The organism is Pseudomonas graminis (assembly GCF_004364335.1).
Classification (GTDB): Bacteria; Pseudomonadota; Gammaproteobacteria; order Pseudomonadales; family Pseudomonadaceae; genus Aquipseudomonas; species Aquipseudomonas graminis_D.
This window is the reverse complement of the sequence record NZ_SOCR01000001.1, coordinates 233,914-251,241: the sequence shown is the minus strand read 5'-3', so window position 1 is coordinate 251,241 and position 17,328 is coordinate 233,914. Positions and strand designations below refer to the sequence as shown.

Below are 17,328 nucleotides of genomic sequence, written 5' to 3'. Positions count from 1 at the left end.
GGCATTCCCATCCGTGCCGCCTTTCGGGCACACATTGCCGACGCCGTTTGCCCAAACGTTGAAGGTGAAGGAGCCAGACCTTGACCCTCAGCGACGACGCCCTCAAGGGCGCGATCGAGCAGTGCGCACGCGAACCGATCCAGATCCCCGGCAGCATTCAGCCGCAGGGGTTCGTGCTGGTCATCGATGAAGCGACATCGACAGTCATTCAGGTCAGCGCCAATGTCAGCGACTGGCTCGGCCTGGATCCGCATTCATTGATCGGCACAGCGCTCTGCGGCGTGTTCGCCGAACATGAGCTACTGCTCCAGCGCCTGCAGGCGCTGCCCGATGAAGAGCAAAACCCTTTCCACCTGGGCGACGTGAGTTTCCTGCAGGGTTCGAGCGCTGGTCAGCCGATGACCATGATGGTGCATCGTCATGACCGCGTGCTGATCGCCGAGTTCGAGCCGGCCGGGGACATGAGCACCGCCTACGGCAACGTATACCCGCTGATGCGCGGCTTCATCAGTCAGATGAACGACATGGAGACCATCGATGCGCTGTGTCAGCGCGCGGCGGCGGAGGTCAAGCGCATCACCGGTTTCGGTCGGATTCTGGCGTACCATTTCGACGCCGACGGCAACGGGCTGGTCAGCGCCGAAGTCACCGACAATGGCTATGAAAGCATGCTCGGCCTGAGCTTCCCGGCGTCCGACGTGCCGGATCAGGCTCGCAAACTCTATCTGGCCAACCGTATTCGCGTCATCGAAGACGCCAACTACCAGCCATCGGCGCTGATACCGGGCAACAATCCCCTGACCGGCGCACCGCTGGACCTGACCTTCGCCACCTTGCGCGCCGTGTCGCCCGTGCATTTGCAGTACATGCGCAACATGCAGACGCTGGCGTCGATGTCGATCTCCATCGTGGTGCGCGGGCAGTTGTGGGGCCTGGTGTCCTGCCACCATGCCGCGCCTCGGCGGGTCAGTTTCCAGACCCGCACCGCCTGTGAGCTGCTGGGCAGCGTGTTGTCGCTGCAAATCGAGAGCAAGGAAGCCCAGGCCGACAACCAGCGCATGCTCAGCCTGCGCCGGCAGATCGTGCAGATGCTGGCAGCCATGGCCGACCTCGACAGTGTGACCGGCGGCCTGCGCTCCATGCCCCAGGTGTTGCTGGATTTCGTGGGCGCGACCGGCGCTGCGGTGATATCCGGCGCCAGCATCGATGTCTACGGCGAAACGCCCAACCGTGAGCAGTTGGTGAAACTTGCCCACTGGCTGGGCGACCGCGATCCCCATGCTGTCTTTCGTTCGGACAATGTCAGCCGCGACATCCCCGAACTGCCGGGGCTGGCGGCCTCGGTCAGCGGGGTGCTGGCAACGACGATCTCCGAACTGCACTCCAACTTCATCATCTGGTTCCGGCCCGAGCAGACTCGGGTCGTGAATTGGGCGGGCAGGCCCGAGAAAAACGTCGCTTCGACTGGCTCACTGAGCCCGCGTCACAGTTTCGCCCTTTGGCAACAGACCGTTAGCGGCTTTTCCAGACCGTGGGATGACATGGTCTGCGAGGCCGTAACCGAGTTGCGTACGGCCGTGTTGGGCATCGTGCTGCGCAAGGCTGAAGAAATGGCCGCGCTTGCCGATGAGTTGAAGAAGTCCAACAAGGAGCTCGAAGCGTTTTCCTACAGTGTTTCCCATGACTTGCGCGCGCCGCTGCGCCACATCGCTGGCTACGCCGAGTTGTTGAGTGACATTGAAGGCAGCAAGTTGTCTGCACGGGGTGTGCGCTTCCTCGAGAACATCAGCGACTCGGCGCGCTTTGCCGGTACCCTGGTGGACAACCTGCTGAGCTTTTCGCAGATGGGTCGATCGGCCATGCGCTTCTCCGACGTTGACCTCAGCGCCATGGTCGAGTCGATTCGCCGGGAAATGCTGCCTGATTACGAAGGCCGCGCGCTAGAGTGGAAGATCTCGGAGCCGTTGCCCGTGGTGATTGCCGATGCGGCGTTCCTGCACCTGGCGATGCGCAACCTGTTGTCCAACGCGATCAAGTACACCCGTGACCAGAATCCTGCGGTGATCGAGGTCGGCAGTTACGAGGAAGACGGCAAGGTCGTGGTGTACATCCGGGACAACGGCGTCGGCTTCGACATGGCGTATGCCGGCAAGCTGTTCGGTGTGTTCCAGCGCCTGCATCGCATGGAAGAATTCGAAGGCACCGGCATTGGTCTGGCCAGTGTGCGACGGATCATCGAACGCCATGACGGCACCGTGTGGGCCCATAGCCAACTGGCCCATGGCGCCACTTTTTACTTTGCGCTGCCCAAGCGCGGTTTGACCGCTACTCTTTGAGTGTCGAAGGAGACGCCCAGTGCTTAAACCCATTCTTCTGGTGGAAGACAACCCCAACGACCTCGAGCTGACACTTGTCGCGCTTGAGCGTAGCCAGTTGGCCAATGAAGTGATCGTGCTGCGTGACGGTGCCGAAGCCCTTGATTACCTGCTGCGCCGCAACCAGCATGAGGATCGAGTGGCAGGGAACCCGGCGGTGCTGCTGCTGGACCTGAAGCTGCCGAAAGTCAATGGCCTTGAGGTGCTCAAAGCCATCCGTGAGACCGAGGAGCTGCGCAGCATTCCCGTGGTCATGCTGACGTCCTCGCGCGAGGAGCCCGATCTGGATCGTGCGTACTCTTTGGGTGTGAACGCTTACGTGGTCAAGCCTGTCGAATTCAAGGAATTTGTCTCGGCGATTTCGGATCTTGGAGTGTTCTGGGCTGTTCTGAATGAGCCGCCTCCCGGTTCCCTGCGACTCGCCCGCCGCCCAGGCGCCTGAAACCGGCGCCTCCTGGCCTGGGTAGACGCATTTCGCGCAAGCCCTTACTGGAACAATGACTTTTACCCATGTCGTTATCGCAGCTTAAATTGCTTTTGGTCGAAGACAGTTCGCTGGATGCCGAGCTGATACTGCTCACCCTCGAGAGCAGCGGTCTGGAGATCGACGCCACGTTGGTCTACAACCATCAGGACGTTGAACGTGAGCTGACGGCCGCGCGTTTTGACCTCATTCTCAGCGATTACCTGTTGCCGGGCTCGTCGGGGGCCGATGTGCTCAACAGCGCACTGCGCCTGGCCCCGAAGACGCCTTTCATCTTTCTCTCGGGGATTTTCGGTGAGCAGCATGCGGTCGAAATGATGCGCATGGGCGCCATCGATTACGTCCTTAAGCAGAACATGAAAATGCTGCCCAAGGCAGTGATGCGCGCCGTCTCGGAAGTGCAGGAGCGGGAAAAGCGCCTGCACGCCGAAAAGACGCTGCAAGTGGCGGAGGTGCGGGCCCATCTGGCGATCGAAGCGGCAGACATGGGCGTCTGGACGTACGATCCGCGCACCGACACGTTGCTGTGGGACGAGCGCTGCAAAACGCTTTATGGCGTTGGCGCCGACACCCCCGTCAGTCTGGCTACGATGTTTCTGCTCTGCCATCCGGATGACCGCGATCACCTGCACAGCAAGGTCATGGCCGCGCTGACGGTGGACACCTCCTTCCAGATCGAGCACCGACTGATCACCGACGACGGCGAGGAACGCTGGGTGTTTTCCAACGGTCGTTCGCTGTTCGAGGATGGCCAGTGCGTGCGCTTCACCGGTGTCATGCAGGACATCACCGAGCGCAAGCGTGCCACTGAGGCCTTGCATCAGCTCAACGACATTCTCGGCGAACGCGTCGTCCAGCGAACCCGCGAGCGCGACCGCACCTGGGAGCTTTCGCGGGAGTTGCTGGGGGTGCTGCACTTCGACATGACGCCGATTGCCCTCAACCCCGCCTGGGAAGCGACGTTGGGCTGGGGCCGTGATGAAGTGGCCAGGCAGCCTCTGAGCGAACTGATCCATCCGGATGATCTCGCCGCCACGTTGCGCGAGACCGCCAGCGTGGCCGACGGTTACGTGACGACGCGGTTCGTCAATCGCATGCGTCACGCTGACGGGGGTTTTCGCTGGCTGTCGTGGACTATTGTCCCGGACGACGGGCTCATGTATGCCGCCGTGCGCGACATCACCGGCGAGCGCGCGGTGGTGGACGAGCTGGCGGCGACCAACAAGCGTCTGCGCGATCAGATCAAGGAACGCGAGCGCGTCGAGGCCGCCCTGCAGCAGATGCAGCGGCTGGAGGTGGTCGGTCAGTTAACGGCCGGGGTGGCCCATGACTTCAACAACCTGCTGACGGTGATCCTCACCAGCGCGAACTTCCTGACACGGGATCTGGAAAAAGGCGTGTTCACCAAGTCGCCGCAGCGCCTGCAGAATATCCGTGAGGCGGGCGAGCGGGGCGCGAAGCTAACCAGCCAGTTGCTGTCGTTCTCCCGTCGCCAGCGCCTGGAGCCCGTTGCACTGAACCTCAATCACACTATCGACGGCATGCGCGAGCTGCTGGGGCGTGCGTTGGGCGGCAGCGTCTGGGTGGAAACCGAACTGGCCGAGGACCTCTGGAATGCGTTGGTCGACCCGACGCAGACCGAGATGATCATCCTCAACCTGGCGATCAACGCGCGGGACGCCATGCCCCAGGGCGGGCAACTGCGCCTGAGCACCTGGAACGAGATGGTCTACCGGCTGCCGCAGCGTCCCGAAGACCCTGAGCCCGGCGCGTATGTGGTGTTGTCGGTCAGCGACTCCGGCTGCGGCATGAGCGCGGAAGTGCTGGCCAAGGCGTTCGAACCGTTCTTCACCACCAAGGCGGTGGGCAAGGGGTCGGGACTGGGGCTGGCACAGGTGTTCGGCTTTGCCAAGCAGTCAGGCGGCGGCGTGAGTATCGACACCGCTGAAAACGCCGGCACCACGCTGCGGGTCTACCTGCCCAGTGTTGCGCGCACGGCGGTCCCGGTGGTCAGCGCCTCTGACATGCCCGGCCGCGCCGACGCCGACGACAAGCACCGCACGATTCTGCTGGTCGACGACGACCCGGACGTACGCTCGGTGACGGCGATGATGCTGGTCTCGCTGGGGTATTCGGTGGTCGAGGCGGACAGCGGCGAAGAAGCGTTGAAGAAGCTCGACCCCGGCATCGAACTGCTGCTGACGGACTTCGCCATGCCCAACATGACCGGTGGCGAACTGGCGGAAATCGTCCGTCGTGACCACCCGGCACTGCCGATCATGTTCATCACCGGCTTCGCTGACATCGACATCCTCGACGTCGACCCGAAGCTGATCGTGCAAAAGCCGTACAAGGAAGAAGAACTGGCGAACAAACTCGCCCGGGTGTTGATGAAGGCGTAGGTCCGCAATTGAAGAGGCTGAAGCCGGGCTCCCATTGTGGGACCGGCTTCAGCCGGGAAGGCGTCGGTTGTCACACCATGATATTGATGCCGTACGCACCGGCCTCTTCCCGGCTAAAGCCGGCCCTAGTGGAATGTTGGGTACGCCGCAATACCCTGTAGGAGCGCGCTTGCCGCGAAGGCGTCGTCACATTCAACATCCGCTACGTCTGACACTCCCGGTTCGCGGGCAAGCGCGCTCCTGCAGGGCCTGCGTCAGCCTTGACTATCCGTCATCCCGGGTCAGCACTTCCAGCAGTTCAATTTCAAAGACCAGATCCGAATGCGGTTTGATGTGCGCCCCCATCAACCGCTCGCCGTACGCCAGCGCCGCAGGCACCCACAGCTTGCGTTTGCCGCCGACCTTCATGCCCATCAGGCCGATGTCCCAGCCCTTGATCACCCGACCGGTGCCGATCACGCACTGAAACGGCTTGCCACGCTCCCAGGAGGAATCAAATACGGTGCCGTCTTCAAGGGTGCCGGTGTATTGGGTGGTGATCAGCGCGCCTTTGACGACGGCCTTGCCGGTGCCTTCCAGCAGATCGAGGATGCTCAATTCTTCAGTCATGTTCAGGTTTCCACAGCGAGATGGCGGCAGATGCTAGTCAGCGAGTCGCCCGCTGGCAACGCTCCCTGCCAACCACAGGGCAAAAAAACGGCGCGGCCCCTTCCAGGGTCGCGCCGTTTTCATTGGCCTGAGTGAACGGGCCAGTCACCATCACGCGATGACGTCAGTGCTCCACTCGCCGTTCACCAGGCGCTTGAGGCCCAGCGGGTTGGCGTTTTGCAGAGCGGCCGGCAGCAGGCTGTCCGGGTAGTTCTGGTAGCAGACCGGGCGCAGGAAACGATCGATTGCCAGGGTGCCCACCGAGGTACCGCGCGCATCGGAGGTCGCCGGGTATGGACCGCCGTGAACCATGGCGTCAGACACCTCGACACCGGTCGGGTAACCGTTGACCAGGATGCGACCGACTTTCTCTTCCAGTACCGGTACCAGCCACTGGTACTTCTGCAGGTCGGCAGTTTCGCCGATCAGCGTGGCGGTCAACTGTCCGCGCAGGGCCAGCAGTGCGGCTTTCAGTTCAGCGTCGTCGGCCACTTCGATCAGCAGCGTGGTTGGGCCGAACACTTCTTCCTGCAGCAACTCGTCGCCGTTGAGCAACATGCTGACGTCAGCCTTGAACAGCTGAGCCTGGGCCTGCTTGCCTTCCTGCGGCTTGCCGGCCAGGTGCGTGACGCTCTTGTGTGCCAGCAGCTTCTCGACGCCTTTGCTGTAGCTGCGCAGGCCGCCTTCGTTGAGCATGGTCTGAGGTGGCTGACCGCCCATGTGCTCGGTCAGTTGCTCGGTGAACGCGGTCAGGGCAGGGGAGCGAATGCCGATCACCACGCCCGGGTTGGTGCAGAACTGGCCTGCACCCATGACCACGGACGCGGCGAGTTCGCCCGCGATCGCAGTGCCGCGTGCGGTCAGTGCACCTGGCAGCAGGACCACCGGGTTGATGCTCGACATTTCGGCGAACACCGGGATCGGCTGTGGACGCTCGGACGCCAGTTTGCACAGGGCGTTGCCGCCGTGCAGCGAACCGGTGAAACCCACGGCCTGAATGGCCGGGTGCTTGACCAGGCCTTCGCCGACGCCGCTGCCGAAGATCATGTTGAACACGCCTTTGGGCATGCCGGTCTTCTCGGCGGCGCGAACGATGGCGTTGCCCACCAGATCGGCGGTCGCCATGTGGCCGCTGTGGGCTTTCACCACCACCGGGCAACCGGCGGCGAGTGCCGAAGCGGTGTCGCCGCCGGCGGTGGAGAAAGCCAGCGGGAAGTTGCTGGCGCCGAACACGGCCACCGGGCCAACGCCGATGCGCTGCTGGCGCAGGTCGACACGTGGCAGCGGCTTGCGATCCGGCAGCGCTTGATCGATGCGCGCGCCCAGGAAGTCACCGCGACGCAGGACTTTGGCGAACAGGCGCATCTGGCCGGAGGTGCGGCCACGCTCGCCCTGGATACGACCGGCCGGCAGCGCGGTTTCCTGGCAAACGAGGGCTACGAAGTCATCGCCCAGGGCGTCGAGTTCGTCAGCGATGGCATCAAGAAACTCGGCACGGCGGGCCGGGCTCAACTGGCGGAATTCAAGGAAGGCGTCTTTGGCGGCCGAGGCAGCGGCGTCGATTTCCGCGTCGGTGGCCTGATGGAAGGTGTAAGGCAGTGCTTCGCCAGTGGTGGCGTCGAGGCTTTTATGGCGTGCTTCGCCGAGGCCGCTGCGGGCGCCGCCGATGAAGTTCTGACCGAGAACGGTAGGCATCTGCTTCTCCTGTTATTTTTGGGGCGAATCGATCAGGCGTGGCGCCTGATGGGGGAATTCGAAATCGTATGAAGCGTAGCGGCGACGAGCTCAGCGCCCATCGCAAGGTCGACAGTCATCATACAACTGCATTTTTTCAGCCGCAAGGCGCGCAGTGATGTGCTGCCGAGCAAAGCCCGGCCACCAAAATAGCCGGGCTTTGAGTGGTGATCAACGTGCGGCGTCCAGCCACGCGTGATTAACCTTCACGGTCACGCATTCGGCTCGTCGGTGTTGATGTACTCCGGCACTTTGGCCAGCGGCAGACGACGGGCCTGTTCGATGCCAATGCCCGGGCGCTCCGGCAGAGGCTCGAGTTTCTGCGGCTGCCCGGTGGTCAGCGCCCGTTCAATGGCCTCGACCACCCGCACATCGCGCCAGCCTTCGTCGCCGTCCGGCTCGGGTTCGCGGTCCTGCAGGATGCAGTCGGAGAAGTACTGGGTCTCGCCGCCGAACTGGTCGACCACCGGATGGGTGTGCTCGGTGGTCTGGCCGTCGATGATCGCCCGGTAACCAATCGCCACGCCTTCGCCGAAACCGAAGCAGGGCGAGGCTTCAAACTCGCCCTTGGTGCCGATCAGTTGGAAGCGCTCGGTGGACGGCAGGCTGTAGCTCACGGTGAAGGTCGCCAGGCGCTCTTCAGCAAAGCGCAACGTCACGTTCACCGTGTCGAAGGTGTTGATCTCGCGGCCAGGCGTCTTGATGCCGACGGCGTGGACTTCAATCGGCTCGGCGGCAAACAGGTTGCGCACGGCGTTGATCGGGTATGGGCCCATATCTGCGACGGGACCTGCGTCGAAGCCACTCTGCATGCGGTGGTTGGCCGGGTCGGTGGTCTGGGCGAAGGTCGCGGTGAACAGGCGCAGGTCACCTAGGTCGCCGGCGCGCACGCGGTGGACCATTTCGACCGTGCCGGGCTCGAAGTGCAGGCGGTAGGCGACCATCAGTTTGGCGCCGGAGCGTTTTGCGGCTTCGGCGATGGCCAGGCAGTCTTCTTCGTTGGCGGCCATGGGCTTTTCCAGCAGCACGTGGATGCCGGCTTCCAGCGCGGGAACGGCGAATTCGCGGTGGCGGAAGTTGGGGGTTGCCAGGTAGATGGCGTCGATTTCGCCGGAGCTGAGCAGGGTGTCGAATTCGTTGTAGTGGTAGCTTTTGAGGTCGTACAGTTCCGCCAGTTTGTCGGCCTTGATCGGGTCGCCGGTGACGAGGGCGGTCATCACGGAGTTGTCGGTCTGTTCGAGTCCGGGCATGAAAGCGCCTTGGGAGATCCAGCCTCCAGCGACCACTGCGTAGCGGATTTTGCCGTTTGCGTCTGGCATGTATAAGCCTCCATTTCTCAGCGGACGGTGTGTCCGGCAGCTGTGTAGTCGGCAGGTTCTGGTGTTAGAAGTTCCATTGGATTGTGTCAGGTGGATCTGCGGGGTGCCTTGGAAGATCAAGAGCGTCTGCCTGGGGGCAGACTGTTTCGCCTTCGGCGACTTACTTTTGAAAAGCACCAAAAGTAAGCAAAAGTGCCTGCTCTCGGTTGGGCCCCTCGTTCCTCGGGGTTCCCTCACTCCGGTCTCGCTCCGTGGGCCCGCGCCGAACGGACATCCATGTCCTGACGGCGCTCTCGCCGCATCCATGCGGCTCGGCCCACTCCGCGAGACCTGCGTTCGGCCTGCACCCAAGTCGCGATTGTCGTCGTCTGGACGTCTTGCGTATGAAGATCAAGATCAAAAGCTTCCCGGCTGAAGCCGGTCCCACAGGGTGTACGCGGTCTGCTATTAGTGGGACCGGCTTCAGCCGGGAAGGGGCCGGTGTGAGCGCCTTCGATTTCCCCGATCAGCCAAACTCCCTTAGCAGATCCCGCAACCGATCCAGCGCCGGGTCGATGTCGAGCAGGTCAATCGCACCGAAGCCCAGCATCAGCCCGTCGCGGGGTGGCGCGTCGTTGTAAAAGCCGTGGAGCGGGTAGAGGCCGAGCGCTTTTTCCCGCGCGCGGTCGACCAGCAGGTGCAGGTCGATCGTCGGGTCGAGGGAGGTCTTGAGCATCACTGCCATGTGGAAGCCCGCCGTGCACGGGATGGTTTCCAGCCAGGGTGACAGGTCGCCGGCGATGCGCGACAGGATGCGTTCGCGGCGTCCGGCGTAGGTGCTGTGGCAGCGGCGGATGTGTTTGTTGAGCAGGCCTTCGCTGATGAATTTGCTCAGTGCCCATTGCGGGAGCGTCGAGGTGTGCCAGTCGGTCAGTTGCTTGGCTTTGATCACCGCTTCGAGGATCGCCGCCGGCAGCACGGCGTAACCCAGGCGCAATTCCGGCAGCAGGGTTTTGGAGAAGGTGCCGACGTAGGCGACCACGCCGTGCTCGTCCATGCTCTGCAACGAGTCGGTCGGGCGCCCTTCGTAGCGGAATTCGCTGTCGTAGTCGTCTTCGATGATGATCGCGCCAATCCGGCGTGCTTTCTCCAGCAAAGCTTGGCGACGGGCCAGGCTCATGGGCATGCCGAGGGGCATCTGGTGAGAAGGGGTGACATAGATGGCGCAGACGTTGTCCGGAATCTCATCAACGATGATCCCTTCACCGTCGACCGGCACGCTGTTCACCTGGGCACCTTGTGCAGTAAACAGCAACCGCGCCGGCGTGTAGCCCGGGTCTTCCACGGCGACGCGGCTGCCGGGTTCGATCAGTACGCGGGCGATCAGGTCCAGGGCCTGTTGCGCGCCATTGCACACCACCACGTCATTGGCCCCACAGCGGACACCGCGCGCAAAGGCGATGTGCCCGGCAATGGCGGCGCGCAGGGCGGGCAGGCCTTCGGGCTGGCTGTAGAAGCCGCGTTCGGTGGACATCTGCCGCACCGCGTGGTGCACGCAGCGCCGCCACTCGTCATGGGGGAACTGGGTTTTCGCCGTCGCGCCGCCGAGAAAGTCGTAGCGCAAGGTCCCCGCGCGGGTAGGGTGGCGCAACGGCAGGGAGATACGTTCCCATTTCGCCACGATGTGGGCGCTGGTCAGTTCCGAAGGCGCCGACCGAGGCGGGTTGTGAGCGGTCAGAGTGTTGACGAAGGTGCCGCTGCCGACCTTGCCTACAAGGTAGTTTTCGTAGGTCAGCCGGCTGTAGGTGTCGGAAATGGTTTTGCGCGACAACCCCAGTTGCGCCGCCAGCAGGCGACTGGGCGGTAATTGCACACCCGCCGCCAGCCGGCCGGACACGATACTGTCGCGCAGCTGTTCGTAGACTTGATGGGCGAGGTCCTTGCGGCCCTCGATAACAATGTGTAATTCCACGCAAACCCCTGAACCGCGCCGACGGTGCGGACGCACGCCGATGGATTTTAGCCAGCGCTGCGGCCATGGCATAGCAACCGATGCAACGTTTACGCGCCAGGGTGCTCTTAGAGTTAGGCATAAACCTGGACTCGCACAGGCAGGACGGTCTGGACAGCGCTCGCAGCGCCGTTGGCCGCCGCTCCCATCCACATGAAGATGGAACCCCGAACACATGACCACCCCGGACAAGCAGTACGTAGAATGGCTGGTTGAGCAATCGATGCTCAACGCCGCAAAGCAACGCGCAAAACTGTATGGCGGCCAGGGCCGTCTCTGGCAGCGACCTTACGCCCAGGCCCGTCCGAGGGATGCTTCGGCCATCGGTTCGGTCTGGTTCACCGCCTACCCGGCGTCGATCATTACCCGCGATGGCGGCTCGGTGCTTGAAGCGCTGGGCGATGAGCAGCTCTGGCATGCGCTGTCCGAAATCGGCATCCAGGGCATTCACAACGGCCCGTTGAAAGCGTCCGGCGGTTTGAAAGGCCGCGAGCGCACCCCGAGCATCGACGGCAACTTCGACCGCATCAGCTTCGAAGTTGACTCGGACCTGGGCACCGATGCGCAGTTTCTCAACCTCAGCCGCATTGCCGCCGCGCACAACGCGATCGTCGTCGATGACGTGATTCCGTCCCACACCGGCAAGGGCGCGGACTTCCGCCTGGCGGAGATGGCCTACGAAGAGTACCCGGGCCTCTACCACATGGTGGAGATCAAGGAGGAAGACTGGTCGCTGCTGCCGGAGGTCCCGGCGGGCCGCGACGCCGTCAACCTGCAGCCTGCTGCCGTCGATGCGCTGCGCGACAAGCATTACATCGTCGGCCAGTTGCAGCGGGTGATCTTCTTCGAGCCTGGCGTCAAAGAGACCGACTGGAGTGCCACGCCGATTGTCACCGGCGTCGACGGCAAAGATCGCCGCTGGGTCTATCTGCATTACTTCAAGGAAGGCCAGCCATCGCTGAACTGGCTGGACCCGAGTTTCGCCGCGCAGCAGATGATCATCGGCGATGCCCTCCACGCGATCGACGTGATGGGCGCGCGGGTCTTGCGTCTGGACGCCAACGGCTTTCTCGGCGTCGAGCGCAAGGCCGACGGCACGGCGTGGTCCGAGAGCCATCCGCTGTCGATCACAGGCAACCAGTTGCTGGCTGGCGCGATTCGCAAGGCCGGCGGTTTCAGCTTCCAGGAGCTGAACCTGACCATTGATGACATCGCGTCGATGTCCCACGGCGGCGCCGATCTGTCCTATGACTTCATCACCCGCCCTGCGTACCAGCATGCGCTGCTAACCGGCCGCACCGAGTTTCTGCGGCTGATGCTGCGTCAGGTGCACGAGTTCGGCATCGACCCTGCGTCGCTGATCCACGCGCTGCAGAACCACGACGAACTGACCCTGGAGCTGGTGCACTTCTGGACGCTGCACGCCCACGATCAGTACCTGTATCAGGGCCAGACCTTCCCGGGCAACATCCTGCGCGAGCACATTCGCGAGGAGATGTACGAGCGTCTGGCGGGTGAGCACGCGCCGTACAACTTGAAGTTCGTCACCAATGGCGTGTCTTGCACCACGGCAAGCATCATTACCGCGGCGCTGGGCATTCGCGAGCTGGACAGCATGACGGCGGCTGACATCGACAAAATTCAGCACATCCATTTGCTGTTGGTGATGTTCAACGCCATGCAACCGGGCGTCTTTGCGCTGTCGGGCTGGGACCTGGTCGGCGCCTTGCCGCTGCCGGCCGAGCAGGTGGAGCATCTGATGGGCGACGGCGATACTCGCTGGATCCATCGCGGTGGCTACGATCTGGTCGACATGGACCCGGACTGCGAAATCTCGGCAGGCGGCATGCCCCGGGCGCGGGCGCTTTACGGCAGCCTCGTCGAGCAGTTGAAGCGGCCGGATTCTTTCGCTTCGCAGCTGAAGAAACTGCTGGCCGTACGCCGAGCCTACGACATCGCTGCCAGTCGGCAGATCCTGATTCCGGACGTCGAACACCCGGGGCTGCTGATCATGGTTCATGAATTGCCGGCCGGTAAGGGCACCCAGATCACCGCGCTGAACTTCAGCGCGGAGGCCATCGTCGAGACCCTGCATCTGCCGGGCATCGCACCGGGTCCGGTGGTGGACATCATCAACGAGCGGGTCGAAGGCGATCTGACCGAAGAGGGTGAATTCACCATCACGCTGGACGCCTATGAAGGCCTGGCGCTGCGCGTGGTCAGCATGGCGGCACCGATGATGTAATCGGGGCTCTCGTAGGACCGGCTTCAGCCGGGAAAGCGTCAGGTGTCACATCGCAGATCCCAGGTTGTAGGGAAATGCTGTAGGAGCCGGCTTGCTGGCGAACCCGATCTGTCAGACACGTGAAAGGGTGACTGACACACAGCTTTCGCCAGCAAGCCGGCTCCTACAGTAGATGCATCTTGTCCTTCATCGGTGGGACCGGCTTCAGCCGGGAAGGCGTCAGGTGTCACACCGCATAATAACGGTGCGCATGCTGGCCTGTTCCCGGCTAAAGCCCGTCCCACGGGAGGAGCGTCTCCGCGAGGGATCGCGCTTTTTCATTCAATGTCTGCCGTCGCGCAGACCCGTTCAGGTCGTCGCTTGTGTCCATCGCTCAATCCGTTCGTGCCCCCGTTTTCGTCCATCTCTGGAGTTATCGCCTGACGTTCCTGCTGTCCGGCATGTCCCTAGGCGCGTGGGCGCCGCTGGTGCCTTTCGCTCGCGACCGCGCCGGGCTTGAAGAAGCCCAGCTTGGCTTGCTGTTGTTGTGCTTCGGTCTGGGTTCGATGCTGACGATGCCCCTGGCGGGAATGCTGACCACCCGCAAGGGCTGCCGCTTTGTCTCGCTGATTGGCGGCGCGTTGATCTGCTGCATGCTGCCGTTGCTTGCCACCTTGTCGTCCCTGCCGGCGCTGGCAGTGGCCCTGGCGGTGTTCGGCGCGGGACTGGGCAGCATCGACGTGGCAATGAACGTGCAGGGCCTGATGGTCGAGCGCGACCACGGGCGGCCGATGATGTCGGGGTTCCACGGGCTGTTCAGCCTCGGCGGTATCGGCAGTGCGCTGTTGATGACCTTGCTGCTGTGGCTGGGCGCTTCGCCGTTACTGGCCGTGGCCGTGGTGGTGGCGCTGATTGCCGGGATGCTGCTCTGGCACGCGCGCTACCTGGTGCCCCATGGCGCGGACGACCCTTCAGCGCCGTTCGCCCGGCCGACCACCAAAGTGGTGATCGTCGGCATTCTTTGCTTCATCGCGCTGCTGGTGGAAGGCGCGATGCTCGACTGGAGCGCGCTGTTCCTGAACCGCATGCACCAGATCGATTTGTCGGTGGCCGGCGGCGCGTACGCCGTGTTCTCCCTGGCGATGGCCGCGGGGCGTTTTTCCGGGGACTGGTTAAGGAACCGCTTTGGCGCGGTGAACCTGCTGATCGGCGGCGGCTTGCTGGTGATGGTCGGGTTTGCCATGGCGATCCTGCTGGAGCCGTGGCCGCTGTTCCTGCTGGGCTTCGCGCTGATCGGTCTGGGCCTGTCCAACACCTTTCCGGTGTACTGCTCGGTGGTGGGTGCGCAGACCAAAATGCCGGCGGGGCTGGCGATTGCGGTGATTACCGGGATCGGTTACTGCGGCATTTTGCTGGGCCCCGCGCTGATCGGCTTTGCTGCCCACCTCATTGGCCTGCGGGAAGCGCTGCTCTGCGTCGGCGCGCTGATGCTCGCGCAAGTGCTGACGGCACGGCGCATGGCGAAGGGTTAAAACGCACTCATGCGAACCTTCGATCTGTAGGAGCCGGCTTGCTGGCGAAGGCGGCGTGTCAGGCGACATCTCTTTTTCTGGCCTACCGTGTTCGCCAGCAAGCCGGCTCCTACAAGACCGTCTGAGAGTCCGCCGATCCAGCCAGCCATCCAGCAACCCTTCAACCCACTGGCGCCTCTGGTAGACTTCGGCGCCTTGAAACTCAAGGGGCTTCCCATGACCGACCCGATTCGTCTTACCCAATACAGCCACGGCGCCGGTTGCGGCTGCAAGATCTCGCCCAAGGTGCTGGAAACCATCCTCGCCGGCAGTGGCGCGCAGAACCTCGACCCGCGCCTGTGGGTCGGCAATGCCTCCCGCGATGACGCGGCGGTCTATGCCATCGACGACGAAAAGGGTGTCGTGTCCACCACCGACTTCTTCATGCCCATCGTCGACGACCCCTTCGACTTCGGCCGCATCGCCGCGACCAACGCCATCAGCGACATCTACGCCATGGGCGGCGACCCGTTGATGGCCATCGCCATTCTCGGCTGGCCGGTCAACGTCCTGGCCCCGGAAATCGCCCGCGAAGTGATCCGAGGCGGGCGTGCGGTGTGCGACGCGGCCGGCATCCCTCTTGCTGGCGGTCACTCCATCGACGCACCGGAGCCGATTTTCGGTCTGGCGGTCACCGGGCTGGTGGAGAAGTGCTTCATGAAGCGCAACGACACCGCCACCGTGGGCTGCAAGCTGTTCCTGACCAAGCCTCTGGGCATCGGCATCCTCACCACGGCCGAAAAGAAAGGCCTGCTGCGCGACGAAGACATCGGTCTGGCCTGTGACGTGATGTGCACGCTGAACAAGCCCGGCAGCCGGTTCTCCCGACTGGCCGGCGTTACTGCAATGACCGACGTGACCGGCTTCGGCTTGCTCGGGCATCTGGTTGAAATGGCCGACGGCAGTCAAGTCACCGCACGGTTGGACGCTGCCGCCGTGCCGCGTCTGGGCAGCGTCGATTTCTACATCGAGCAGGACTGCATCCCCGGTGGCACCCACCGCAATTACGACAGCTATGGGGAGCGCATTGGCGCGTTGACCGAGGCGCAAAAGCTCCTGCTGTGCGATCCGCAAACCAGCGGTGGCCTGCTGATTGCCGTGGAGCCGGCTGAGGAAGCCGCGTTCCTGGCAATGGCCGACGAACTCGGCCTGAGCCTTGCGCCGATCGGCGAACTGGTCGAGCGACAGCCACTCGCGGTCGAGGTGTTCTGATGCGTGACAACAGCGTCGACCTGCGCGAGATTTTCCTCAACGACGTGCCGATGATGGACGTGCGCGCGCCGGTGGAATTCACCAAGGGCGCGTTCCCCGGCGTGATCAACCTGCCGCTGATGAACGACGTCGAGCGGCAAAAGGTCGGCACCAGCTACAAGCAGGACGGCCAGCAGGCCGCCATCGAACTGGGCCACAGCCTGGTGTCGGGCGACTTGAAACAGGCGCGAATCGACGCGTGGGCGAGCTTTGCCCGCAACCATCCACAGGGCTTTCTGTACTGCTTCCGCGGCGGACTGCGTTCGCAGATCACCCAGCAATGGCTCAAGAGTGAAGCGGGCATTGAGTATCCCCGGGTTATCGGTGGCTACAAGGCGATGCGCAGCTTTTTGATCGAGGTGACCGAGCAGGCCGTCGCCGAGTGCGATTTCGTGTTGATCGGCGGGCTGACCGGCAGCGGCAAGACCGAAGTGCTGCAGCAGCTCGACAACGGGCTGGATCTTGAAGGCCATGCCAACCATCGCGGCTCGAGCTTCGGCAAACACGCGACGCCGCAGCCGGGGCAGATCGATTTCGAGAACCTGCTGGCCGTCGATATTCTGAAGAAGCGCGCCCCGCACCTGAATCAATTCGTGATCGAGGATGAAGGGCGCATTGTGGGCAGTCGGGCGGTGCCGCTCGAGTTGTACCGGACCATGCAGGACGCGCCGTTGGTATGGCTGGAGGACAGTTTTGAGAGTCGCGTCGAGCGGATTCTGAAGGATTATGTGACCGATCTGTGCGCCGAATTCGTTGCCGTGCAGGGCGTCGAAACGGGTTTTGCGGCGTACGCCGAGCGGCTGAAACAAAGCCTGTCGAGCATCGTTCGGCGCTTGGGCGGTGAGCGTCATCAGCGGCTGGCGGCGATCATGGACAGCGCCCTGGCCGAGCAGGCGCGCAGTGGGGCGGTGGATTTGCACCGGGGCTGGATCAGCGGGATGTTGAGCGAGTATTACGATCCGATGTACGCGTTTCAGCGGGACAGCAAGAACCCCCGGATCGAGTTTGCCGGGGATCAGAAGGCGGTTGTCGAGTATTTAAAACAGCGCAGCAGATCAAGAGCCTCGGCCTAACGGCCTCGCGTTTCGCCTTCGGCAACCGGTCCTTGGGGGGCACCGCCGGGCCCGCTGGCTGCACGCATACTCACTGTAGGAGCCGGCTTGCTGGCGAACGCGACGGGTCAGGTATGAAGATATCAACTGACAGAATGCATTCGTCAGCAAGCCGGCTCCAACAAATAGTGGCTGTCTGCGGTGTTCATTGTGGGACCGGCTTTAGCCGGGAATGGACGCAGAGCGTCCGGGATGCATGCCCACGCAGAGCGGAGCAC

General features: G+C 63.1%; 11 protein-coding genes. 7 read left to right on the top strand and 4 right to left on the bottom strand.

Features of this window, described 5'->3' with window-relative positions; genetic code table 11:
• The first annotated feature begins 80 nt into the window (after positions 1 to 80).
• From EC919_RS01060 to EC919_RS01050, 3 genes are all read left to right on the top strand, one after another.
• Positions 81 to 2,336, top strand: a complete 2,256-nt coding sequence (locus EC919_RS01060; RefSeq protein ID WP_133770376.1) for an ATP-binding protein — start codon at positions 81 to 83, stop codon at positions 2,334 to 2,336.
• A 19-nt stretch (positions 2,337 to 2,355) separates the two neighbouring features.
• A complete protein-coding gene (locus EC919_RS01055; RefSeq protein ID WP_133770374.1) occupies positions 2,356 to 2,817 on the top strand; it encodes a response regulator in 462 nt (153 codons plus the stop codon).
• A 68-nt stretch (positions 2,818 to 2,885) separates the two neighbouring features.
• Positions 2,886 to 5,261, top strand: coding sequence for a response regulator (locus EC919_RS01050; RefSeq protein ID WP_133770372.1), 2,376 nt, complete (start codon positions 2,886 to 2,888; stop codon positions 5,259 to 5,261).
• A 264-nt stretch (positions 5,262 to 5,525) separates the two neighbouring features.
• Here EC919_RS01050 and EC919_RS01045 read toward each other — a convergent pair whose 3' ends face one another.
• The 4 genes from EC919_RS01045 to EC919_RS01030 form a co-directional block, all read right to left on the bottom strand.
• Entirely contained in the window at positions 5,526 to 5,870 is a 345-nt protein-coding gene (locus EC919_RS01045) for an FKBP-type peptidyl-prolyl cis-trans isomerase (protein ID WP_133770370.1), read from the bottom strand.
• Between the two features lie 150 nt (positions 5,871 to 6,020).
• The gene (locus tag EC919_RS01040; protein WP_133770368.1) at positions 6,021 to 7,604 is read right to left on the bottom strand and encodes an aldehyde dehydrogenase (NADP(+)); all 1,584 of its coding nucleotides are present in this window, start codon (positions 7,602 to 7,604) and stop codon (positions 6,021 to 6,023) included.
• A 251-nt stretch (positions 7,605 to 7,855) separates the two neighbouring features.
• Complete coding sequence (locus EC919_RS01035) at positions 7,856 to 8,962, bottom strand: Gfo/Idh/MocA family protein (protein WP_133770366.1); 1,107 nt, start codon at positions 8,960 to 8,962, stop codon at positions 7,856 to 7,858.
• Between the two features lie 505 nt (positions 8,963 to 9,467).
• Positions 9,468 to 10,913: a PLP-dependent aminotransferase family protein gene (locus tag EC919_RS01030; RefSeq protein ID WP_133770364.1), complete on the bottom strand. Its 1,446-nt coding sequence runs from the start codon at positions 10,911 to 10,913 to the stop codon at positions 9,468 to 9,470.
• A 214-nt stretch (positions 10,914 to 11,127) separates the two neighbouring features.
• Here EC919_RS01030 and treS point away from each other — a divergent pair, with 214 nt between their 5' ends.
• The 4 genes from treS to mnmH all read left to right on the top strand — a co-directional run bounded on the left by treS (position 11,128) and on the right by mnmH (position 17,071).
• Complete coding sequence (treS, locus tag EC919_RS01025) at positions 11,128 to 13,197, top strand: maltose alpha-D-glucosyltransferase (protein ID WP_133770362.1); 2,070 nt, start codon at positions 11,128 to 11,130, stop codon at positions 13,195 to 13,197.
• 362 nt (positions 13,198 to 13,559) lie between these two features.
• Positions 13,560 to 14,708 (top strand): MFS transporter, encoded by a 1,149-nt coding sequence (locus EC919_RS01020; RefSeq protein ID WP_243842168.1) that lies wholly within the window; start codon positions 13,560 to 13,562, stop codon positions 14,706 to 14,708.
• A 216-nt stretch (positions 14,709 to 14,924) separates the two neighbouring features.
• The gene (selD, locus tag EC919_RS01015; RefSeq protein WP_133770360.1) at positions 14,925 to 15,959 is read left to right on the top strand and encodes a selenide, water dikinase SelD; all 1,035 of its coding nucleotides are present in this window, start codon (positions 14,925 to 14,927) and stop codon (positions 15,957 to 15,959) included.
• The gene (gene mnmH / locus EC919_RS01010) at positions 15,959 to 17,071 is read left to right on the top strand and encodes a tRNA 2-selenouridine(34) synthase MnmH (RefSeq protein WP_133770358.1); all 1,113 of its coding nucleotides are present in this window, start codon (positions 15,959 to 15,961) and stop codon (positions 17,069 to 17,071) included. The genes selD and mnmH overlap by 1 nt, the downstream gene beginning before the upstream one ends.
• Positions 17,072 to 17,328: the final 257 nt, after the last annotated feature.